The sequence below is a fragment of the Campylobacter concisus genome, assembly GCF_015229955.1.
Lineage (GTDB): Bacteria > Campylobacterota > Campylobacteria > Campylobacterales > Campylobacteraceae > Campylobacter_A > Campylobacter_A concisus_AT.
On sequence record NZ_JAAKYZ010000002.1, the window covers coordinates 43212 to 62684 of the forward strand.

Here is a 19473-nt window from a genome sequence, read left to right on the forward strand (position 1 = left end):
TTATAGACCTACTGCGCTTAGAGTTTGGTATTTGTTTGTATAAGACTGGGCTTCTATACGCCTCATCGTATCAAGCGCTACTGAAACCACGATAAGTACTGATGTGCCACCAAAATAAAATGGAACACCCATAGTCTTTACAAGTACCCAAGGTAGTGTTGAAATGATACCCAAGTATAAAGCACCGCCCAAAGTTAGCCTGCCAGCTACTTCATTTAGATAGCTAGCTGTACTCTCGCCTGGTCTAACGCCTGGGATAAATCCGCCTTGTTTCTTTAAATTTTCACTTATATCTTTTGTGTTAAACACGATTGATGCGTAGAAAAACGCAAAGAAGATGATAAATAAAAATGTTAAAAAGTTAAACATATAGCCATTTGGACTTAAAAAGTCGTTGATAGCTTGGATGATTGGATTTGTACTAGCTTGTAAAATCGTACTTGGAAACATCAAAATCGCACTAGCAAATATCGGTGGAATAACACCGCTTAAATTTACTTTGATCGGTATATAGTTCATTATACGTTTGTTTTGATTTTCCATTATCACTTTTCTTGAGTAAGAAATAGGGATACGCCTTTCACCCATCTCAACAAATATAATAGCACCGATGGTGGCTAAGATGATCGCTAAAATAGCGATGACTGTTAGGAAATTCATCTCAGAGGTGTTTACTAAATTTACAGTTCCACCGATCGCACTAGGTATGCCAGAGACGATACCGGCAAAGATGATAAGACTTATGCCGTTGCCTATACCACGTTGCGTTATTTGCTCACCTATCCACATAAGCAGCATAGTTCCAGTTAGCATAGATACAGCAGAGATCGCGATAAATAAATTTATATCTATCATGATAGCTTGTTCGCCACCGCGTCCGCTTAAGCTTTGAAGTCCGATAGAAACACCGATTGATTGTACAAGAGTGATAACGATGGTTGCATAACGTATGATTTGCATATATTTTTGCATACCGTCACGCTCTTTTTTCATCTGACCTAATTTTGGAAATGTTGCTGCTAAAAGCTCCATAATGATCGAAGCTGTAATGTAAGGCATGATACCTAAAGAGATAATACTTAAACGCTCAGCAGCCTTACCACTAAACATATTAAACAGACCCAAGGCATTGCTATTGTTTGAATTAAAAAATTCTTTAATTACGTCGACATTAACACCAGGAACTGGCACATAAGCCAGTATCCTGTATGCGAACAAAAATGCCAACGTGATTAAAATCTTGTTGGTCAGTGTTTTATCCATTATTTTGTTCCGCTAACGATAACGTTCTCGTCTTTTATCTTTGAAGCAAGAGCTTTTGCGCTTGCACCGATTAGTTTTATCTTAGTAACGCTCTTTGAAATTTTATGAACGCTAGCTATTGTTGCTATTGAAATTTCAGCAAGCTCTTTTATAGCTGCAATTTTCTCGACATTAATAACATAAGGTTTTTCAAATTTAGAAGTAAAACCTACTTTTGGAAGACGCCTTTGAAGTGGTTGCTGTCCGCCCTCAAAACCTCTTTTCTCATTGTAGCCTTTTCTTGCTCTTTGGCCTTTGTTACCTTTGCCAGCAGTTTTGCCATTGCCGCTACCTTGACCACGACCTAATCTTTTGGTTGCATGAGTTGAACCTGCAGCAGGTGTTAATTTTTCTAATGCCATCTTAACTCCTTTCTCTTAGCTTTTTAGCAAACTAAGTGCTTTTATAGTAGCACGAACGACGTTTGCTGAGTTGTTTGAGCCAAGTGATTTAGTAAGGATATCCTTAATACCTGCAAGCTCGATAATAGGACGTGCACTACCACCAGCGATAACACCAGTACCTTCGCTAGCTGGACGAAGTAGCATTCTACTTGCGTTGTATTTTACCTCTACATCATGAGGGATAGTTGTGCCTTTGATCTTAACGTGGATAATATTTTTAAATGCGTCGTCAATTGCTTTTCTCATCGCATCTGGCACCTCTTTAGCTTTGCCATATCCAAAGCCAACTAGACCATTTCTATTACCAACAACAACTAAAGCTGTAAATCTAAATCTACGACCACCTTTAACAACCTTTGTAACCCGACCGATATCGACGATTACTTCTTCAAATTCTTCTCTATTATATTTTTCCATCGATTTTCCTTTGGGTTATAGCTTGATGCCATTTTCTCTTAAAGCTTCAGCAAATGCTGCGATAACGCCATGATACAAATAACCATTTCTATCAAAAACTGCAACATCTATCTTCTTAGCTTTTAAAGCCTTAGCAAATTCTTTAGCTAAAGTGACCGCACCTTCTTTATTTGCTTTTATGCCTATCTTTCTACCATCTACTGCAGCTAGTGTAGTAGCTGTAACGTCGTCAATCGCTTGAACATAAAGAGTTCTGTTTGATTTGAAAATAGAAACTCTTGGGCAAGTTGCAACACCAGAAATTTTACCTCTGATTCTTCTTTTTCTCTTAATTCTAAGAGCGATTTTTCTTTTTAGTACTTTTGCTGTCATTTACCGCCCCTTACTTCTTGGATGTCTTGCCCGCTTTGCGGATAATACGTTCTTCTAGATATTTAACGCCCTTACCTTTATATGGCTCAGGTGGTCTAAATCCTCTAACTTGAGCAGCCACTTGGCCTACTACTTGTTTGTCATCGCCTTTGATAGTAATAACGTTTTTCTCAACACTAGCTTCAACGCCTGCTGGTAGCTCATAGTTGATAAGGTGTGAAAAACCAAGAGAAAGCTCTAAAATTTTACCTTTTGCAGCTGCTTTGTAACCAACGCCGTTGATCTCAAGCTGGCGAGTGAATCCCGCAGTGATACCAGTTACGATATTATTAGCAAGTGCTCTATATGTTCCCCAGTAAGCTCTGCTTTGGCGATCTTCGCCTTTTGGAGCAAAAACTATATGACCATTTTCTATCTTGACATCAACGTGACCTTTTGTGTCAAGCTCTTTTATATGATTGCCCTTTTTAAATTTTAGGACATTATTTTCAACGCTAACGTCTACACCACTTGGGATAGCGATAGGCTGTTTTCCAATACGTGACATTTTTTTCCTTTACTTGTCTAGGGTGTTCCTACATTTACGAATAAACACCACAATGCCGTAAATTTTATCGTCAAATTTGACGAAACCTTCATTTGAATTTCTAAATTTAGCTTTGGCAAAATCTAAAATTTTACCAAGCTAAAAATTTAACCTTACCTTCATAAGGTTAAATAGCGTTTAATACAGTTTATTACCAAACTGTACAAAGAACTTCGCCGCCAACGCCAGCTTTACTTGCTTCAATACCGCTCATAACGCCTTTACTTGTGCTAACGATAACTGTTCCGTAACCATTTTTAAAACGCTTAATGTCGTCTTTGCCTTGATAAACACGGCGACCAGGTTTTGAAACCCTTTTAAGCTCATTTATAACGCTTCTGCCGTACTCATCATACTTTAAAACTACGTTTATAAATTTCTTGTTACCTTCTTCAATAACGTTGTAGCTCTCTACATAGCCTTTTGCTGCAAGGATAGAAAGAGTAGCCTCAACAACCTTAGAATGAAGCAATTTCGCAGTTTCAAGCTTTCTCATACTTGCATTTCTAATGCGTGTTAATCCATCTGATATTAAATCGTTTAACATTTCTCTTCCTTACCAACTTGCTTTTTTAAGACCAGGTATCAGGCCTTCGTTAGCCATTTTTCTTAGGCAAACACGGCAAATTCCAAAATCTTTATAAACAGAGTGCGGACGACCGCAAATTTGGCATCTAGTATAGCCGCGAACCGCAAATTTTGGCTTGCGCGCAGCTTTTGCTATCATTGATTTCTTTGCCATTTTACTTTCCTTTTGCAAACGGCACACCAAATAGCTCTAGCAATTTGAATGCCTCTTTATCATTTTTAGCCGTAGTAGCAATCGTAATATTCATACCATGAGTTCGTAAAATTTTATCATACTCAACCTCTGGAAACATTAGCTGCTCACTAAGACCGAAGTTATAGTTTCCACGTCCATCAAAGCCATTTTTTGGAAGACCACGGAAGTCTTTAACTCTTGGGAGAGCAACGCTGATTAGCTTATCTAAGAAAGCATACATTTGCTCTTTTCTCAAAGTTACTTTGATACCAACAGGGAAACCTTCGCGAACTTTAAAGCCAGCAACTGATTTTTTAGCATCAGTGATAACTGCTTTTTGTCCAGCGATAAGTGAAATGGTATCAGCCATATTTTGAAGCACTTTCTGATCTTTAGCAGAGTCTCCAGCGCCTACACTGATCACAATTTTCTCGAGTGCAGGGATAAGCATTGGATTTTTGATGTCAAATTCTTTTACGAGAGCTGGCTTGATAGTTTCGTTAAATTTATCTTTTAATCTACTCATATCTCTTATCCTTCAACTTTCGCGACGTTTGATATGTCAATTGGCATCTCTTTATTTACGTGACCACCATTTGGAGTTTTTTCGCTTGGTTTGATAGCTTTTTTAGCTATTTTGCATCCCTCAACTATAACCTGACCTTTTTTTGCAAGAACTGTTAAAATTTTACCAGTTTTGCCTTTATCGTCACCAGCGATGATCTTAACGGTATCGCCTTTTTTGACTTTAAATTTTACATTAGCCATTATAAAACCTCCGGAGCTAGCGAAACAATCTTCATAAAGTTAGCATATCTAACTTCACGTCCAACTGGTCCAAAAATACGAGTGCCGACTGGCTCTTTTTTGCTATCAAGTATAACAGCTGCGTTCTCGTCAAAGCGGATTAGCGAACCATTATCTCTTTGAACCTCTCTTTTAGTTCTTACAACAACAGCTTTTACAACCTGTCCTTTTTTGATCTTACCATTTGGAAGAGCTTTTTTAACAGAGCAAACTATGATATCACCAAGTGTAGCGTATCTTCTTTTGCTGCCGCCAAGAACTTTTATACACATTAATTCTTTTGCACCGCTGTTATCAGCAACTGCAAGTCTTGTAAAACTTTGAATCATTACTCAACTCCCTTTGCCAATACAGCTTTTAAGCGAAAATTCTTGCGAGCTGAAAGTGGTCTGCACTCAACTGCAACAACTGTATCGCCTGCTCTTGTCTCATTTTTCTCATCATGAACTAAATATTTTTTAAAGCGTTTTACAAATTTATGGTATCTTGGGTGCATAACGCGTCTTTCTACCAAAATAGTAGCTGTTTTATCTCCAGCTTTTTGTAAAACAACACCTTGAATTTCTCTTTTTAATGCCATTTTACGCCCCTTGTCTTGTTGCACTAATTGCAGTGTTGATCTGAGCTATCTCTTTACGAACAGCACTAATCTCATTAGGGTTGCTTAACTGCATAGTTTTTAGCTTTTGTCTTAAAGTAAACAAAAGCACCTTTTTCTCTTTTAGCAACGCGTTTAATTCTGCAACGCTCTTATCTTTTAACTCAGTATATTTCATTTTCACTCTCTCGCGTTACAAATTTTGATTTGAAAGGAAGTTTGTGTAAAGCCAAAGTTAGAGCTTCACGAGCTAACTCTTCGCTAACACCAGCCATCTCAAATATTATACGACCAGGTTTGATATTCATAACCCACTCTTCAACTCCAGCCTTACCTTTACCCATACGAGTTTGTAGAGGTTTTTTAGTAAGTGGCTTATCAGGGAAAACCCTAATCCAAATTTTAGCCTGTCTTTTTACGTGACGAGTTAGAGCTTGACGAGCAGCTTCTATTTGGCGAGAATTTATTCTACCAGCTTCAACAGCCTTAAGTGCAAATTCGCCAGTTGCTAAAGATGCTCCACGAGTCGCATAACCACGGTTGCGACCTTTCATTTGCTTACGAAATTTCGTTCTTTTAGGCATCAACATAATTATTTACCTCTTCTTGCTCTACGTGTTTTCTTAGGTGCTTCTTCTTCAGTTTTCTCAGGTTGAACACCTTTTTGAAGAACCTCACCTTTAAAAATCCATACTTTAATACCTATGTTTCCATAAGTCGTATGAGCCTCAGCTACACCGTAATCGATCTTTGCTCTAAGAGTATGAAGCGGAACGCGACCTTCTAGATACCACTCGGTTCTTGCCATCTCAGCGCCACCTAAACGACCAGCAACTGAAATTTTGATACCTTTAGCACCTGATTTTTGAGCACCTTGGATAACTTTTTTCATAGCACGCCTAAATGCGACACGCTTTTCAAGTTGCATAGCTACATTTTCAGCAGCAAGTTGAGCTGAAGCTTGAGCTTTTCTTTCTTCTTTAATATTTACATTTACTTCTTTGCCAATAAGTTTGCTAACTTCATTCTTTAGGTTTTCAACATCTTGACCTTTTTTGCCGATGATGATACCAGGACGAGCTGCAACTACGGTTACACGAAGTTTTTTAGCCGTTCTTTCGATTAGAATTTGGCTAATTCCTGCATAGTAAAGTTTTTTCTTTAAAAATGCACGAATTTTATAATCTTCACCGATATTTTCAGGAAGACTTTGTTTGGTTGGAAACCATCTAGATTCCCAGTTGCGGTTAATTCCTAGTCTAAGACCTATTGGATTTACTTTTTGTCCCATATTATGCTTCCTTCTTTTCAGGTTTAGATACTTCTACCATTACATGAGAAGTAGGTTTGCGAATTTTGCTCGCTGTTCCTCTTGCTCTTGGTCTAAATCTCTTTAATACAGGACCAGCGTCAACGCGGCAACTAGTTACTACAACTTCTTCTGGCTCAAATCCGCCATTTGCTACTGCTGAGCTAATAGCGTTTGCTATAAATTTAGCACCACGATTTGGCATAAATTGCAAGCTTGCAAGCGCTAGCTCAGCATTCATACCTTGAACTTCTCTTGCTATAAGTCTTGCTTTTGTAGGAGAAAGTCTTACGAATTTTATAATTGCTTTACTCATATTATCTCCCCTTACTTGCCGATTTTCTTTTGCACTGAGCCTTTGTGACCCTTAAATGTGCGTGTTGGAGCAAATTCGCCAAGTTTATAGCCTATATGATTTTCTGTAACATATACAGGAATAAAGCTCTTGCCATTATGAACGTTAAATGTTAGTCCAATCATTTCAGGTACAATCGTGCTACGTCTTGACCAAGTTTTGATTGGTTTGTTATCGTTTGCATTTTTTGCGGCAATAACTTTTTTCATTACATGATCATCTACGAAAGGACCTTTTTTGAGTGATCTTGCCATCTCTATTTTCCTTTCCTTCTTGAAATTATAAGCTTATCGCTAGCTTTTTTACGGCGAGTCTTAGCACCTTTAGTTGGTTTACCCCATGGAGTAACTGGGTGACGGCCTGAATTTTTCTTACCTTCACCACCACCGTGTGGGTGATCAACTGGGTTCATAGCAGAACCACGTGTTTGTGGGCGGATACCGCGGTGGCGATTACGTCCAGCTTTACCGATAGTGATGTTAGCCCAGTCTTCGTTGCCAACTACACCGATACTTGCCATACACTCAGCTAGTACTTGTCTCATCTCGCCACTTGGCATTCTTAAGATAACGTACTTCTCTTCTTTACCCATTAGCTGAGCATAACCGCCAGCTGAACGAGCTATCTGAGCGCCTTTGCCAGGTTTTAGCTCTACGTTATGAACGATAGTACCAACTGGGATAAATCTTAGTTTCATAGCGTTGCCTGGTTTAATATCTAGTGAGCCCTCATCGATAGATGCGATAACGTCGCCAACATTTAGGCCATTTGGTCTAATGATATAGCGCTTTTCGCCATCTTTATAAGCTATAAGAGCGATACGGCAGTTTCTGTTTGGATCGTATTCGATCGCTTCAACTTTACCTTCTATACCAAATTTGCGACGTTTAAAGTCGATAATACGATAAAGTTTTTTTGCACCTGCCTCTTTATGTCTTGAAGTTATACGACCATTGTTATTTCTACCGCCAGATGCAGGTATTTTAACAAGCAAGCTTCTAACGCTTGGTTTAGCTGTTATATCTTCAGAGCTTAGTCCAGTCATATATCTACGACTAGGTGTATATGGTTTATATGATTTTATAGCCATCTTACGCCTCCGTATTTTCTAGGCTTACGCCTTCAGGTAACTTAACGTAGAATTTCTTTATCTCGTCACGTTGGCCTGCTCTTCCTCTAAAACGCTTAACCTTGCCGCTAATTCTAAGTGAATTTACGCGAACAGGCGTTACTCCAAAATACTCTTGTAAAACCGCTTTTAAGCTGTTTTTTGTAACTCTTGGTGAAGTTTGGATAACAACAACGCCTTGTTCTTGAAGGCCTAGAGTTTTTTCTGTATAAATAATTGTTTTGATATCAGTTATATCCGCCATTTTAGCCCTCTTTTGTTATAGTTTTTAGTGCAGCTTTTTCAATGATAACCGAACTAAATGTAGAGACAAGATAAGCATTTACCTCATTTGCATCTACTACATAGCAGTTTGCTAAATTTCTAAAAGCAAGTAGTGTTTTATCGTCTAGTAAATCTTTAACGATAAGCGCGTCTTTTACTTTTAAATTTTTGATGATATTAGCTGCATCTTTTGTCTTTCCAGACTCGATTGAGATGCTATCTACTGCGAAAATTTTACCATCTTGTGCTTTTACTGCCAAAGCGTACTCAAGAGCTAGTCTTTTTTGTTTTTTATTGACTTTTTGAAAATAGTTTTTCTCGTTTGTTGGACCAAATGCAACTGCACCGCCTACCCAAACGTTAGTTCTAGTTGAACCCGCTCTTGCACCACCACGTCCTTTTTGTCTCCATGGTTTTTTACCACCACCGCTTACAAAAGCACGGCTTTTAGTATGAGCCGTATTTGCTCTTATACCAGCAAGGTAAGATTTTACATAAAGATATAGGTTGTGCGGATTTACTTCAGCGTAGCTTGCAGGAAGCTCTAACTCGCCTGAATTTTCAAATTTATCGTTTAATACGTGAATTTTACTCATTTTACAATCCTTATTTTACCCATTGCACCATTGTGACCAGGAACGCAACCTTTTACAACTACGATGCCATTTTGAGCGTCAAAGCTTATTAGCTCGTTTTTAACAGTAACTTTCTCATTGCCCATGTGTCCTGCCATTTTCATACCTGGTTGAACACGACCTGGCCATTCGCAGTTACCGATTGAACCGTGGCGTCTGTGGAAACGTGAGCCGTGGCTTTTTGGACCACCACCAAAACCATGTCTTTTTACCACACCTTGGTAGCCTCTACCTTTTGAGTTAAAGCTAACTTTTAAAATTTTAGCCTCATTTAATGGTGTAAAGTCTAGGTTTCCAACTTCGCTATTAGCTACTTCAAGCGTAGCAAATTTGTTAAATTCTGCAGTCAGATTGTATTTTTTTTGCTGACCAGCGATAGCTTTGTTGTTTGCTTTAGTGTGGGCATACGCTACGATAGCACGTTTGTTTTCGTCGATCTCACATACTTTAGCCTCAACTAGCTTAAGTAGTGTAACTGGCGTACTCTTCGTGGCAATCGTTCTACTCATGCCTATTTTTTCTACAATATATTCCATACTCTTATCCTTTTGTCCGCTTATTTCATCGCACGAACTTCGACATTAACTTCTGGAGCTAGGTCGAGTTTTGTTAGGCTATCTACAGTTTCTGGAGTAGCAGCTACGATGTCAAGCATACGAGCGTGTATTCTCATCTCAAACTGCTCACGTGAGTCTTTGTTGATGTGTGGAGATTTTAAGACTGTATAGCGTTTGATCTTTGTAGGCATTGGTACCGGGCCACGAACGTCGGCACCTGTTCGTTTGACAGCTTCTACGATTGCTGCAACAGTGCGGTCTAGAACTCTATGGTCGTAAGCTTTTAGCTTTAACCTGATTCTTTCCATGTGTTTTCCTTTAAAAAGAACTTGTCGCAAACTCGCGACCTCTTTACATCAAAATAACCCGCATAGGATCAAGCGATCGTACGAGCAAGACATAAGGTCTTTCGTAAAGAGACTGCGATTTTACAAAAAAGCTATTATAGTTGTCAAGAAAAACGTTATTTTTTGATGAATTTTGATTAATTATTTCCTTTTAATAAGGAAGATATAAAATTTAAAAAGATAAAATTCAAAGAAAATAAAATTTTAAAGAGAAAAGATGCCGATCTTTAATCCAAAATTCTTACTAACCCAAGATCAAGACGAAGAAAAGCTTAAAAAGCGTTATGCAAATTTGCAAATGTATCAGGCAAAAGCTAGCGACATTAAGAATTTCAAAGAAGAAAAATTTCAGACACAGTTTCTAAAAGATATCTTTGAAAACTGCCTTGGCTACACTTTAGATACTACCGATCCTACAAATTTCAATCTTGAGCGTGAGAAAAAGAACGAAACTGACGGCAAAAAAGCAGATGGAGCGATACTAATAAATAGCGAAGTTAGATGCGTGATCGAGCTAAAAGATCAGACTACACAGCATCTTGATAAAACTCCATCCAACCGCGAGCTTAGCCCAGTAGATCAAGCCTTTCGCTATTTTATCTCGCATGAAAATGCCAAATATGTCGTTGTTTCAAATTTTAATGAATTGCGCTTTTACATCGGCAATAAAACAACATTTGAAAAATTTGACCTTTTTACAGCAAGCTTTGAGGAGTTTAAGAAACTTCATTTACTGCTTAGCTTTGAGAGCATTAGCACAGATCTGCCACTAAAGCTAAAAGAGAAATTTGCCACTCACGAGCGCGAAATTTCAAATAAATTTTATAAAGACTTTAGCGCATTTAGACTCACTCTTTTTAAAAATATTTGCAAAAACAATACTAGCATTGATAAAAATAGGCTTTTAAGCCTAACTCAAAAACTATGTGATAGGTTTGTCTTTATACTATTTGCCGAAGACCGCGGACTACTAAGACTTCGCACGATAGCCGAGATAAAAGATAAATTTCAAAACCAAGTTACTGAGCTTAGTTTTTATGACTTTTACAAAATTTACTTTAAAGCCATTGATGAAGGTAGTGAACGTCTTGATATCAAACGCTACAATGGCGGACTTTTTGCCACAGATACTGAGCTTGATGCGCTAAAGATAGACGATAGTGTGCTTGAAGCGCAGTTTTTAAGCGACTATGACTTTTTAAGCGACATCGGTGTAAATATCCTAGGACATATCTTTGAAAGCTCACTAAACGACCTTGAAGAGCTAAATGCGCAAATAAATGGAAATGAATTTGATGCCAAACAGAGCAAACGTAAAAAAGATGGCATATTTTATACACCAGAGTTTATAACAGAATTTATAATCGAAAATTCACTTGGCATGCTTTGTAAAGCTAAAAAAGATGAGCTAGGGCTTGATCTAAATGAGCTATTAGCACCAAAAAACCCAAAAAAATTAACCAAAGCAGAAAGTGAGATCAAGGACAAAATTTACGCTTACCGCGAGTGGCTCTTATCTCTTAAGATACTTGATCCAGCTTGTGGCTCTGGTGCGTTTTTAAACCAAGCTTTAGAATTTCTCATTAGCGAACATGGCACATTAGACACTTACCGCAAAGTATATGAGGGCGAGAGCTTGGGACTTTACGATATAGAAAGCACCATTTTAGAAAATAACCTTTACGGCGTAGATATGAATGCCGATGCAGTCGAGATCGCCAGACTATCTCTTTGGCTCCGCACAGCTGCAAAAGGACGAGTTTTAACAGATCTTAGTAAAAATTTAGTAGCTGCAAACTCGCTTTTAGAATTTCCTTTTGACTTTAAATTTGATGTCGTGATCGGCAATCCTCCCTATGTCAGACAAGAGGCGATAAAAGAGCAAAAGCCAGCCCTACAAAAATATAAAGTTTATAGTGGCACGGCTGATTTGTTTGTCTATTTTTATGAGCTTGGCATTACGCATCTAAAAGAAAGTGGGCTTTTAGGTTTTATATGTTCAAATAAATTTTTCCGTGCCAGCTATGGTGAAAATTTACGTAAATTTATATTAGAAAATACGCAAATAACACACATTATTGATTTTGCTGGGGTTAAAGTTTTTGAAGATGCGAGCGTAGATAGTGCGGTTACTATTTTTAGAAAAATAAGAGCTGGTGAAAATTCAAAATTTAATTTCCTGGCTTCAAGCACCATAAATTTAAAAACGCAAAAATTTATCAAAATACCACAATCCACACTAAACGAAACAAATTTCACTTTCCTTGATAAGAGCAAATTTGAGCTAAAAAGCAAGATCGAAAAAGTTGCAAAGCCATTAAAAGATTGGGGTGTAAATATTTATCGTGGAATTTTAACTGGGCTAAACGATGCTTTCATTATTGATAGCGACACCCGTGATAAAATTTTAAATAACTGCGTCGGAGAAGAAAGAGAACGGACACAAAAGCTCATTAGACCGATCTTAAGGGGTCGAGATATAAAGCGTTATGACTATGAGTGGGCTGGGCTATGGCTCATTTGCACATTTCCAGCGTTAAAGATAGATATTGAAAATTTTCCAAGTCTTAAGGGATATTTACAAAATTTCTTGCCTTATATAGCACAAAGTGGCGAAACCATAAATGGTAAAAAATGCCGCAAAAAAACATCAAATAAATGGTTTGAGACGCAAGATAACATCGCTTATTATGAGGAATTCGAAAAAGAGAAAATTTTATGTGCCAGAATGGTGCAAAGCCCAAAATTTGCTTACGATACAAATAATAATATTCCAGACAATACTGCATATTGCATAACTGGCGAAAATTTAAAATTTTTATTAGCTTTTTTAAATTCAACAGCTGTTTATAAAATTTTCAACTTTTTCTATGCTGGAGGCGGACTTGAAGGCGAAATAAAAATAAATCGCTTAGAGATTTTACCTATTCCCCAAATCACGCCACAAAATGAAAATTTATCAAACGAGATAATAAATTTGGTCGATGAAATTTTAAAGGCCAATGAAAAGATCAAGCTTTACGAGAAGCACATGCCTACTTTAACTCTTGATGAAAAGCTAGAAGCCAAAGAAAATATCGACGCGCTAAACGACAAAATCAAGGCAAGTGACGAAAAAATAGACAAACTTGTTTTTGAGCTTTATGAACTAACAAGCGATGAGATCGCGCTTATAGCAAAAAAAAAGGGGGGGGGAATTGACGGCATAACAAAAATTTACATATACATCTTACAAAGGGGAGAAAATGAACCAATTAGAGCTTTATTACAATCAGCCGCTTAAATCAAGTAAATTTATCCCCAGGAAATACGAAATCATCTCGCCAAAAGCGCTTATCGTTGGCGCCATTTCAAGTGGCAAAACAGCCCTTGTTTATGAGTTCTTGAGCCATTATAAAAGCGAAGAGAGACTTTATGTAAATTTAGACGATCTAAGGATAGACAGAACCTTACTTTTAGCAAATTTAAAAGAATTTTTAGAAAAAAATACCCAGATAAAGGTGCTCGCAGTTGAAAATTTACAAGCTACTGACCTTGCAAATTTAAGCTTTTTAAATGGTACAACACTTGAAAATATCATCCTTACAAGCAAGGAATTTTTACTCTCACTTGAAGGCTTTGCTCGCATAAATTTAAACTATCTCGACTACGAGGAATTTATACTATTTTTTAAGAAAAATTTGGACCAAGACCTGCTTTTTAGCTACTTCTTGGCTCACGGCAACGAGATAGCAAGTGCCTTTTTAGACTCCAGCGAGGTCACAGCTCACTTACAACAGCTTTTAAGAGCAAATTTAAGCGAGCAAAGCATTGCGATTTTAAAAGAATGTGCTCCAAAATGTCACGATGTGCTTAGCACTTTTGGTATCTACAAAAACCTAAAAGAGCAGATGAAAATTTCAAAAGATAGTGTCTATAACACAGTAGCCAGCCTTAATGAAAATGGCTTTATAGAATTAGTACCAAATTTAGATGAGAACAGCATGAGTAAAAAACTCTACTTTACAAATTTTGCACTTCGTAACGCTTTATACCTAAAAAAGGACTTTTTGGCCGTCTTTGCAAATGTAGTTTTTTGCGAATTGCTTAAATTTAAAGATGAAATTTACTACACAAAAGAGATTGATTTCTTCCTTAACAAAAGGAAGATCGCGATCATCTGTGTGCCGTTTTCTGCACCAGAGATCATCTTTTTAAAATTTAAAAAACTCCACGCAAGCTTAAAAGAGCTGGGTATAAGTAAGCTTCAGATAATCAGCGTCGCAAACCAAGCCGAGCTTAGCTTTGAGGGCATAAAATGCGAAATTTTGCCCTTTTCTAGGTGGAGTCTAGGTTTATAAATTTAAACCTTTATTTGATTATTGTTTTAAAAGCTTAAAGTAAAAAAGTTATAATCAAAAAAACTATGAAGGACGGACATGAGAGCATTTATTGGGATTTTTATACTTATAGTAGGCCTATTTGGCTATGAGATAAATCACGAAAACTGGGCAAAATTTTATAAATTTATTGGTGAGGCGAATGGCATAAAATTTGAAGTGTATATGAACTATTTTAAAGATGAATTTGAAAATTTTAAGCAAAGTAAGAGCTTTAAAGTGCCGGCCAAGATAAGCGGGCATATATTTTTTGATGGTACAAAATATGACTACGAAAAAGGTAATCTTGAGCAAAATAGCAGTGAAATTTCATCGCTAAATGCTGTATCTGATAAGATAAATTTAGACGTTAAAAATGAAAATGGCGAGTTAAAGGGCAAAATAATCGTTAAAAACAAAGCCTATAATGCGACTATCAAAAAAGAAAAAGAGTATGAAATGCTAAATATTGGCATCCAAATGACCGAAGCAAATGGCACAAGATACGAAGCTATAATTAACGATATATTTGCCAAAGAATCGGCTAAAAAAAATAAAAATAAATTACTCTCGACACTTTATGACCTAAAAAGTGAGCGTAAAAAATGGCCAAATAACCAATTTGAAAGCCTAGATAACATCTACTATATAAATGACAAAATAAAAAGCATCTGCACCTATAAAAATAACAAAACTAGTTGCGATGTCGTCTTACTTAAAACCAACAAAAAGCTAAAGTTAAAGCAGATTTTTAAAGATATGAACGACCCTCATCTAAAAGCAATCCTCGCAACAGCAGGCGTTAGCGAAAATTTTGTACTTTCGCCACTTGGGCTTACCTTTTTAAACGAGGAGCAAATTAGCGTGCCACTTGATGAGCTAAAACCTTACTTTAGCGATGAAATCGGACTTTAATGGCAAAAATTTGTGGCATAGATGAGGCTGGACGTGGGGCTTTAGCTGGGCCTTTAAGCGTAGCGGCCTGCGTGCTAAATAAAGAAATTTCAGGCCTAAACGACTCCAAAAAACTAACCGCAAAAAAGCGTGAGGATCTTTTTAAAGAGATTATAAAAAGCTCAAATTTTCTCATCATATACTTCTCAAACGTCCAAATAGATGAACTTGGACTAAGTGAGTGTTTAAGACGAGCACTCAAAATTTTTAAGGCGCACTTTGAGGGTTTTGAGATCATTTATGATGGTAATTTAGACTATGGCGTTGGTATCACAACGATGATAAAAGCTGACAGCAAAGTCGCTGGGGTAAGCGCTGCTAGCATATTAGCAAAAGTTAGCCGTGATAGTTTGATGAAAGGCTGGGATAAAATTTACTCAAAGTACGGCTTTGCTGGGCACAAAGGATACGGCACAAAGGCGCATCTAGAAGCCATTGCTAAGTTTGGCTATTCAAGCCTTCATAGAAAAAGCTTTGTAGTAAAATCTTTTGAAAAATCTCTATTTGACTAAGATTAATTATCTAAGCATCAAATAGATGCTTAGATAACGCCTTTTTTAATGGCAGCCACAACCGCAACTACCGCTACTTTTAATAGCATCAAATACTGCATCGTAGTTTGGCTCTTCTGTCACTTCAGGAACGATTTGTTTGTGAATGATTACACCATCTTTGATGACAAAGACCGCTCTTGCAAGCAAGCCTTTTAGCGCCCCATCACTCATCAGCATGCCGTAGTTTTGGGCAAATTCTCCGTATCTAAAGTCGCTACCAACACGCAGGTTTGTTATGCCCTCAGTCGTGCAAAATCTCCCCATCGCAAATGGCAGGTCGTTTGAGATGATGCTAAGTTTTACGCCGTGTTTGCCAGCGACTTTTTCATTAAATTTACGTGCTTCTGCTGCGCAAACGCCAGTATCTAGTGAAGGCAAGCAGACAAGCACCTCTATGCCGTTATTTCCGCCCACGCTAAATTCGCTAAGATCTTGCGCTACTACTCTGGCTTCAGGTGCATAAGAGCCGACAAATAGCTCATTTCCGCTTAAATTTACCTCACTACCTTTAAATTTTGTAGTTGTCATGATTTCTCCTTATTTTTTAGCTTTTTTAAACGCTTGATCAAGGTCGGCTATTAGATCATCGACGTTTTCGATGCCTATGGCTAGGCGAAGCAAATTTTGCTTTATGCCGATCTTGTCTAGCAACTCTTTTGGATATGCCTCGTGCGTCATCGTAGCAGGCCTGCAGATAAGGCTCTCTACGCCACCAAGGCTCACTGCTAGATCAAAAATTTCTAGCGCTTTTACAAATTTATTTACATCATATTTTTCATCAAGCTCAAATGAGATAAGAGCGCCGATATCGCTTGCTTGAGCCGCTTGCATCTTGGCCTCTTGCTCGCTATATGAGCCAGGGAAATGCACCACGCTAACGGCGTCATTATTCTCTAAAAATTTGATGATTTTATGGGTATTTTGCGTTTGTCTGTCAAACCTAATGCTAAGCGTTTTAAGCCCACGTATTAGGTAGTATGCATCCATCGGGCTGATGATGCCACCAAGTGTGTTTTTGGCAAATTTTATCTTTTCAGCTAAAGCATCGTCGTTTAGCGTTACGATACCAGCGATCACGTCAGCGTGTCCGCCGATATACTTTGTAGCGCTATAAACCACGATGTCAGCTCCGTGCTCAAGCACTTTTTGATAGTAAGGCGTCAAAAATGTGTTATCCACGATGACTAGAGCGCCCTTTTTGTGAGCGATCTTTGAAATTCTAGCGATATCAGTCACTCTTAGGAGAGGATTTGAGGGAGTTTCGATGAAGATGGCTGCCACATCCTCACTTATATCATCTTCGCTTAAAAAATTTAGATCATCTATAAATTCGCTCTTTATGCCGTGGCTTTCAAAAACAGTCGTGACATATCTATATGTGCCGCCATAGACGTTGCTATTTAGCAGGACTTTTTGCCCTGTTTTGATAAGGCTAAGTGCAGCTGCTGTTGCTGCCATGCCTGAGCCAAAACTAAATGCGTATTTGCTACCTTCAACTTTAGCAAAGATATCATCAAATACCTTTTTCGTAGGGTTGTTGCCACGTGAGTAGGCAAATTCTTGAAAATTTTCAAGGTCATCTTGCACGAAGGTGCTAGCTAAAAATACTGGCGGAACGACCGCTTTGTTTGGGTTGTTTTTAGCTTCGATGCCTTTTACGATTAGAGTGTCTAGTTTCATAAATTTCCTTTTTAAAAATTTACGAAATTTTACATGATAAAGATTAATCTTCCCCAAACCCACCCAAAACGTAGCTAAATCAGTAAGTGGTAGTAACATTTATTTTTAAGAATACATTTTTTAAATTGCTGGGATAAATTTAAGCTTTTGCTCTCTCCCCGCAAGCCTAATAAATTTTTCTTTTTACTCGCCTTTAGCTACATTTCCACCATAAATTTTACTCTACAAGATCAACTTGCCAGTTTGCCTCTTGTAGCTTCATATCTAGCTCTCTGATCTCTTTAGAAAGCTCGTCTATTTGCTTTTGGAGCGTGGCCACATCAACACTACTTAAAATTTTTATCTCACTATTTGAGTAAAGATCGACCTTTTGGCTTGCACTTTTGGCAAATTCCCTAAGCACGCTTGCTTTTTGGCTTAGCGTATCTTTTTTAGCGATCATTTCAGTTAGACTCACGCCTTCAAATTTTGCACTTGAGTTTGTTAAATTTATAGCTAAGATCAGTCTAAACAGCTCATCGCTTAGTCTATCAAGTTCTTTTAAAAGAAGCTTTGGATCTTCGCTAGGTCTTTCATTTTCTTGCATTTTTGCATTATCGAGTAACCTACCTTTTAGCTGCTCTAAACGTTTTTGTGTATCAGCTCTTAAAATGAGAGCCTGAGCTAATTTCATTATTTTTCCTTTTGAAATATTAAATTGAGAGAAAATTTCAAATTATATTAGTATCTTTTGGGTTATAATTGATTTAAAATTTTATTTTAAGGAAAAGCTATGAAGTACGATTTTGATACGCTTATTAGCAGAGATGGCACCAACTCATCGAAGTGGCGAATGAAAAACGATGTTTTGCCAATGTGGGTTGCTGATATGGATTTTAAGGCTGCACCTGAAATTTTAAATGCCCTACAAAAGCGTCTTGATAATGGCGTCTTTGGCTACTCATTTATCCCAAAAGAGTGGAACGAAGCGATTAAAGGCTGGTGGAAAAGGCGTCATGATGTTAGCTTTGAAAACGATTGGATGTGCTTTTGCACTGGTGTTATACCAGCGATTTCTACTGCGATTAGAAGATTTAGTAATCCAGGAGATCAAATTTTAGTTCAAGCTCCCGTATATCACGTATTTTTTAACTGCATTAAAAATAATGGTCGTGAAATTTTATCAAATGACCTTGTCTATAAAGATGGCTCTTATGAGATTGATTTTGAAGACCTTGAAGCAAAGCTAGCGCAGCCGCTAACAACTATGATGCTTCTTTGCAATCCTCACAATCCAATAGGAAAAATTTGGGACAAAGAGACGCTTAAAAAAATAGGCGAGCTTTGCTACAAACATGATGTTTTGGTTATCAGCGATGAAATTCACTGCGATATAACTGATCCTGGTCTAAGCTACGTGCCATTTATCAGCGTTAGCGAGGAGTGCAAAAATAACTCAATCACGTGCATCTCGCCTACAAAGGCCTTTAATATCGCAGGACTTCAAAGCTCAGCCATCGTCACACCAAATAAACAGATACGTGCCAGAATAAATGCGGCTGTAAATTATGATGAGATAGGTGAGGCAAACGCATTTGCAATAACTGCGACAATAGCGGCATTTAACGATAGTCAAACATGGCTTGATGAGCTTAGGGAGTATCTCTTTGAAAACAAAAAAATCGTTATAAATTTTATAAAAGAGCAAAATTTACCAGTAAAGCTTCTACCTTCAAATGCGACTTATCTTTTGTGGCTTGATTGCAGCGCGTTTTGCGAGGATTCGAGTGACTTTATGAATTTCTTGCGTGATAAAGCTGGACTTTGGCTAAATGATGGCAATGCTTACAGAGGAGATAGATTTTTCCTCCGTATGAATATCGCAACCCAAAGAGTCAGAGTGCTTGAAGGGCTAAAACGCTTACAAAATGGCATAAATTTATACACTTCAAAAAGATAAATTGAGTAAATTTGGCTGGGTGGCTTTGAAATTTAAGCTACCCTTGCCTAATTAATACAGCTCGGGGCATTTTTGAAACAGTGAACATTGCCCCCCACCACCATTTTTTAACATCAAATCAAGTTTTGCTGATAAATTTAAAG

General features: G+C 37.6%; 29 protein-coding genes. 5 read left to right on the forward strand and 24 right to left on the reverse strand.

The genetic code is table 11. The features are described 5' to 3' along the window. From secY to rpsJ, 21 genes are all read right to left on the reverse strand, one after another. Complete coding sequence (gene secY / locus G6W45_RS04475; protein ID WP_103604570.1) at positions 1 to 1263, reverse strand: preprotein translocase subunit SecY; 1263 nt, start codon at positions 1261 to 1263, stop codon at positions 1 to 3. Continuing rightward, positions 1263 to 1664 (reverse strand): 50S ribosomal protein L15, encoded by a 402-nt coding sequence (rplO, locus tag G6W45_RS04480; protein ID WP_194167677.1) that lies wholly within the window; start codon positions 1662 to 1664, stop codon positions 1263 to 1265. Before rplO ends, secY begins: the two co-directional genes overlap by 1 nt. A gap of 15 nt (positions 1665 to 1679) precedes the next feature. Then, the gene (gene rpsE, locus G6W45_RS04485; protein ID WP_002941646.1) at positions 1680 to 2123 is read right to left on the reverse strand and encodes a 30S ribosomal protein S5; all 444 of its coding nucleotides are present in this window, start codon (positions 2121 to 2123) and stop codon (positions 1680 to 1682) included. 15 nt (positions 2124 to 2138) lie between these two features. Continuing rightward, on the reverse strand, positions 2139 to 2495 hold the full coding sequence (rplR, locus tag G6W45_RS04490; RefSeq protein ID WP_021091120.1) for a 50S ribosomal protein L18: 357 nt from the start codon (positions 2493 to 2495) through the stop codon (positions 2139 to 2141). A 10-nt stretch (positions 2496 to 2505) separates the two neighbouring features. Then, the gene (gene rplF / locus G6W45_RS04495; RefSeq protein ID WP_021091127.1) at positions 2506 to 3042 is read right to left on the reverse strand and encodes a 50S ribosomal protein L6; all 537 of its coding nucleotides are present in this window, start codon (positions 3040 to 3042) and stop codon (positions 2506 to 2508) included. A 190-nt stretch (positions 3043 to 3232) separates the two neighbouring features. Continuing rightward, positions 3233 to 3628 carry a 30S ribosomal protein S8 gene (gene rpsH / locus G6W45_RS04500; protein ID WP_021091129.1) on the reverse strand — a complete coding sequence of 132 codons (396 nt, stop codon included), beginning with the start codon at positions 3626 to 3628 and terminating at the stop codon, positions 3233 to 3235. A gap of 9 nt (positions 3629 to 3637) precedes the next feature. After that, the gene (locus G6W45_RS04505) at positions 3638 to 3823 is read right to left on the reverse strand and encodes a type Z 30S ribosomal protein S14 (RefSeq protein WP_002941532.1); all 186 of its coding nucleotides are present in this window, start codon (positions 3821 to 3823) and stop codon (positions 3638 to 3640) included. A 1-nt stretch (position 3824) separates the two neighbouring features. Continuing rightward, positions 3825 to 4370: a 50S ribosomal protein L5 gene (rplE, locus tag G6W45_RS04510; RefSeq protein ID WP_002941643.1), complete on the reverse strand. Its 546-nt coding sequence runs from the start codon at positions 4368 to 4370 to the stop codon at positions 3825 to 3827. A gap of 5 nt (positions 4371 to 4375) precedes the next feature. After that, positions 4376 to 4612: a 50S ribosomal protein L24 gene (rplX, locus tag G6W45_RS04515; protein WP_107788688.1), complete on the reverse strand. Its 237-nt coding sequence runs from the start codon at positions 4610 to 4612 to the stop codon at positions 4376 to 4378. Continuing rightward, positions 4612 to 4980 (reverse strand): 50S ribosomal protein L14, encoded by a 369-nt coding sequence (gene rplN, locus G6W45_RS04520; protein ID WP_002941516.1) that lies wholly within the window; start codon positions 4978 to 4980, stop codon positions 4612 to 4614. The genes rplX and rplN overlap by 1 nt, the downstream gene beginning before the upstream one ends. After that, entirely contained in the window at positions 4980 to 5231 is a 252-nt protein-coding gene (gene rpsQ / locus G6W45_RS04525) for a 30S ribosomal protein S17 (protein WP_002941511.1), read from the reverse strand. The genes rplN and rpsQ overlap by 1 nt, the downstream gene beginning before the upstream one ends. Before the next feature lies 1 nt (position 5232). After that, positions 5233 to 5427, reverse strand: a complete 195-nt coding sequence (gene rpmC, locus G6W45_RS04530) for a 50S ribosomal protein L29 (protein WP_002941625.1) — start codon at positions 5425 to 5427, stop codon at positions 5233 to 5235. After that, the gene (gene rplP / locus G6W45_RS04535) at positions 5414 to 5839 is read right to left on the reverse strand and encodes a 50S ribosomal protein L16 (RefSeq protein WP_021091116.1); all 426 of its coding nucleotides are present in this window, start codon (positions 5837 to 5839) and stop codon (positions 5414 to 5416) included. Before rplP ends, rpmC begins: the two co-directional genes overlap by 14 nt. A 2-nt stretch (positions 5840 to 5841) precedes the next feature. Then, on the reverse strand, positions 5842 to 6540 hold the full coding sequence (rpsC, locus tag G6W45_RS04540; RefSeq protein WP_002941650.1) for a 30S ribosomal protein S3: 699 nt from the start codon (positions 6538 to 6540) through the stop codon (positions 5842 to 5844). Position 6541: 1 nt separating this feature from the next. Then, on the reverse strand, positions 6542 to 6874 hold the full coding sequence (rplV, locus tag G6W45_RS04545; protein WP_009295259.1) for a 50S ribosomal protein L22: 333 nt from the start codon (positions 6872 to 6874) through the stop codon (positions 6542 to 6544). A gap of 11 nt (positions 6875 to 6885) precedes the next feature. Further along, positions 6886 to 7167, reverse strand: coding sequence for a 30S ribosomal protein S19 (gene rpsS / locus G6W45_RS04550; protein ID WP_002941639.1), 282 nt, complete (start codon positions 7165 to 7167; stop codon positions 6886 to 6888). A 2-nt stretch (positions 7168 to 7169) separates the two neighbouring features. After that, a complete protein-coding gene (gene rplB, locus G6W45_RS04555) occupies positions 7170 to 8003 on the reverse strand; it encodes a 50S ribosomal protein L2 (RefSeq protein ID WP_021091121.1) in 834 nt (277 codons plus the stop codon). A 1-nt stretch (position 8004) separates the two neighbouring features. Further along, the gene (locus tag G6W45_RS04560; RefSeq protein WP_002941535.1) at positions 8005 to 8286 is read right to left on the reverse strand and encodes a 50S ribosomal protein L23; all 282 of its coding nucleotides are present in this window, start codon (positions 8284 to 8286) and stop codon (positions 8005 to 8007) included. A 1-nt stretch (position 8287) separates the two neighbouring features. Then, positions 8288 to 8902 (reverse strand): 50S ribosomal protein L4, encoded by a 615-nt coding sequence (rplD, locus tag G6W45_RS04565; protein WP_021092445.1) that lies wholly within the window; start codon positions 8900 to 8902, stop codon positions 8288 to 8290. Continuing rightward, the gene (gene rplC, locus G6W45_RS04570) at positions 8899 to 9477 is read right to left on the reverse strand and encodes a 50S ribosomal protein L3 (RefSeq protein WP_002941563.1); all 579 of its coding nucleotides are present in this window, start codon (positions 9475 to 9477) and stop codon (positions 8899 to 8901) included. The genes rplD and rplC overlap by 4 nt, the downstream gene beginning before the upstream one ends. Positions 9478 to 9497: 20 nt before the next feature. Next, positions 9498 to 9806: a 30S ribosomal protein S10 gene (rpsJ, locus tag G6W45_RS04575; RefSeq protein WP_009295257.1), complete on the reverse strand. Its 309-nt coding sequence runs from the start codon at positions 9804 to 9806 to the stop codon at positions 9498 to 9500. A gap of 256 nt (positions 9807 to 10062) precedes the next feature. Here rpsJ and G6W45_RS04580 point away from each other — a divergent pair, with 256 nt between their 5' ends. The 4 genes from G6W45_RS04580 (at position 10063) to rnhB (ending at position 15669) form a co-directional block, all read left to right on the forward strand. Further along, positions 10063 to 13128, forward strand: a complete 3066-nt coding sequence (locus tag G6W45_RS04580) for an Eco57I restriction-modification methylase domain-containing protein (protein WP_194167678.1) — start codon at positions 10063 to 10065, stop codon at positions 13126 to 13128. Then, positions 13091 to 14185, forward strand: coding sequence for an ATP-binding protein (locus tag G6W45_RS04585; protein ID WP_194167679.1), 1095 nt, complete (start codon positions 13091 to 13093; stop codon positions 14183 to 14185). The genes G6W45_RS04580 and G6W45_RS04585 overlap by 38 nt, the downstream gene beginning before the upstream one ends. 78 nt (positions 14186 to 14263) lie before the next feature. Next, positions 14264 to 15118: a hypothetical protein gene (locus G6W45_RS04590; RefSeq protein WP_194167680.1), complete on the forward strand. Its 855-nt coding sequence runs from the start codon at positions 14264 to 14266 to the stop codon at positions 15116 to 15118. Continuing rightward, positions 15118 to 15669, forward strand: coding sequence for a ribonuclease HII (rnhB, locus tag G6W45_RS04595; RefSeq protein WP_194167681.1), 552 nt, complete (start codon positions 15118 to 15120; stop codon positions 15667 to 15669). Before G6W45_RS04590 ends, rnhB begins: the two co-directional genes overlap by 1 nt. Before the next feature lie 45 nt (positions 15670 to 15714). Here rnhB and tpx read toward each other — a convergent pair whose 3' ends face one another. The 3 genes from tpx to G6W45_RS04610 form a co-directional block, all read right to left on the reverse strand. Next, complete coding sequence (gene tpx / locus G6W45_RS04600; protein WP_194167682.1) at positions 15715 to 16239, reverse strand: thiol peroxidase; 525 nt, start codon at positions 16237 to 16239, stop codon at positions 15715 to 15717. Positions 16240 to 16248: 9 nt separating this feature from the next. Further along, positions 16249 to 17391 (reverse strand): trans-sulfuration enzyme family protein, encoded by a 1143-nt coding sequence (locus G6W45_RS04605; RefSeq protein WP_194167683.1) that lies wholly within the window; start codon positions 17389 to 17391, stop codon positions 16249 to 16251. 217 nt (positions 17392 to 17608) lie between these two features. Further along, positions 17609 to 18064: a DIP1984 family protein gene (locus tag G6W45_RS04610; RefSeq protein ID WP_103648366.1), complete on the reverse strand. Its 456-nt coding sequence runs from the start codon at positions 18062 to 18064 to the stop codon at positions 17609 to 17611. Positions 18065 to 18163: 99 nt separating this feature from the next. Here G6W45_RS04610 and G6W45_RS04615 point away from each other — a divergent pair, with 99 nt between their 5' ends. Next, positions 18164 to 19330 (forward strand): MalY/PatB family protein, encoded by a 1167-nt coding sequence (locus G6W45_RS04615; protein ID WP_194167684.1) that lies wholly within the window; start codon positions 18164 to 18166, stop codon positions 19328 to 19330. Positions 19331 to 19473 lie beyond the last annotated feature (143 nt).

Coding starts and splice junctions, on each gene's coding strand:
- rplC (WP_002941563.1), bottom strand. CDS start 9,477: ATGGAATATATTGTAGAAAAAATAGGCATGAGTAGAACGATTGCCACG.
- G6W45_RS04615 (WP_194167684.1), top strand. CDS start 18,164: ATGAAGTACGATTTTGATACGCTTATTAGCAGAGATGGCACCAACTCA.
- G6W45_RS04560 (WP_002941535.1), bottom strand. CDS start 8,286: ATGGCGGATATAACTGATATCAAAACAATTATTTATACAGAAAAAACT.
- rpmC (WP_002941625.1), bottom strand. CDS start 5,427: ATGAAATATACTGAGTTAAAAGATAAGAGCGTTGCAGAATTAAACGCG.
- tpx (WP_194167682.1), bottom strand. CDS start 16,239: ATGACAACTACAAAATTTAAAGGTAGTGAGGTAAATTTAAGCGGAAAT.
- rplV (WP_009295259.1), bottom strand. CDS start 6,874: ATGAGTAAAGCAATTATAAAATTCGTAAGACTTTCTCCTACAAAAGCA.
- rplF (WP_021091127.1), bottom strand. CDS start 3,042: ATGTCACGTATTGGAAAACAGCCTATCGCTATCCCAAGTGGTGTAGAC.
- secY (WP_103604570.1), bottom strand. CDS start 1,263: ATGGATAAAACACTGACCAACAAGATTTTAATCACGTTGGCATTTTTG.
- rplN (WP_002941516.1), bottom strand. CDS start 4,980: ATGATTCAAAGTTTTACAAGACTTGCAGTTGCTGATAACAGCGGTGCA.
- rplB (WP_021091121.1), bottom strand. CDS start 8,003: ATGGCTATAAAATCATATAAACCATATACACCTAGTCGTAGATATATG.
- rplX (WP_107788688.1), bottom strand. CDS start 4,612: ATGGCTAATGTAAAATTTAAAGTCAAAAAAGGCGATACCGTTAAGATC.
- rpsJ (WP_009295257.1), bottom strand. CDS start 9,806: ATGGAAAGAATCAGGTTAAAGCTAAAAGCTTACGACCATAGAGTTCTA.
- G6W45_RS04590 (WP_194167680.1), top strand. CDS start 14,264: ATGAGAGCATTTATTGGGATTTTTATACTTATAGTAGGCCTATTTGGC.
- G6W45_RS04580 (WP_194167678.1), top strand. CDS start 10,063: ATGCCGATCTTTAATCCAAAATTCTTACTAACCCAAGATCAAGACGAA.
- rplE (WP_002941643.1), bottom strand. CDS start 4,370: ATGAGTAGATTAAAAGATAAATTTAACGAAACTATCAAGCCAGCTCTC.
- rpsE (WP_002941646.1), bottom strand. CDS start 2,123: ATGGAAAAATATAATAGAGAAGAATTTGAAGAAGTAATCGTCGATATC.
- rplO (WP_194167677.1), bottom strand. CDS start 1,664: ATGGCATTAGAAAAATTAACACCTGCTGCAGGTTCAACTCATGCAACC.
- rpsS (WP_002941639.1), bottom strand. CDS start 7,167: ATGGCAAGATCACTCAAAAAAGGTCCTTTCGTAGATGATCATGTAATG.
- rpsQ (WP_002941511.1), bottom strand. CDS start 5,231: ATGGCATTAAAAAGAGAAATTCAAGGTGTTGTTTTACAAAAAGCTGGA.
- rplD (WP_021092445.1), bottom strand. CDS start 8,902: ATGAGTAAAATTCACGTATTAAACGATAAATTTGAAAATTCAGGCGAG.
- rplP (WP_021091116.1), bottom strand. CDS start 5,839: ATGTTGATGCCTAAAAGAACGAAATTTCGTAAGCAAATGAAAGGTCGC.
- G6W45_RS04505 (WP_002941532.1), bottom strand. CDS start 3,823: ATGGCAAAGAAATCAATGATAGCAAAAGCTGCGCGCAAGCCAAAATTT.
- G6W45_RS04585 (WP_194167679.1), top strand. CDS start 13,091: ATGAACCAATTAGAGCTTTATTACAATCAGCCGCTTAAATCAAGTAAA.
- rnhB (WP_194167681.1), top strand. CDS start 15,118: ATGGCAAAAATTTGTGGCATAGATGAGGCTGGACGTGGGGCTTTAGCT.
- rplR (WP_021091120.1), bottom strand. CDS start 2,495: ATGACAGCAAAAGTACTAAAAAGAAAAATCGCTCTTAGAATTAAGAGA.
- G6W45_RS04610 (WP_103648366.1), bottom strand. CDS start 18,064: ATGAAATTAGCTCAGGCTCTCATTTTAAGAGCTGATACACAAAAACGT.
- rpsH (WP_021091129.1), bottom strand. CDS start 3,628: ATGTTAAACGATTTAATATCAGATGGATTAACACGCATTAGAAATGCA.
- G6W45_RS04605 (WP_194167683.1), bottom strand. CDS start 17,391: ATGAAACTAGACACTCTAATCGTAAAAGGCATCGAAGCTAAAAACAAC.
- rpsC (WP_002941650.1), bottom strand. CDS start 6,540: ATGGGACAAAAAGTAAATCCAATAGGTCTTAGACTAGGAATTAACCGC.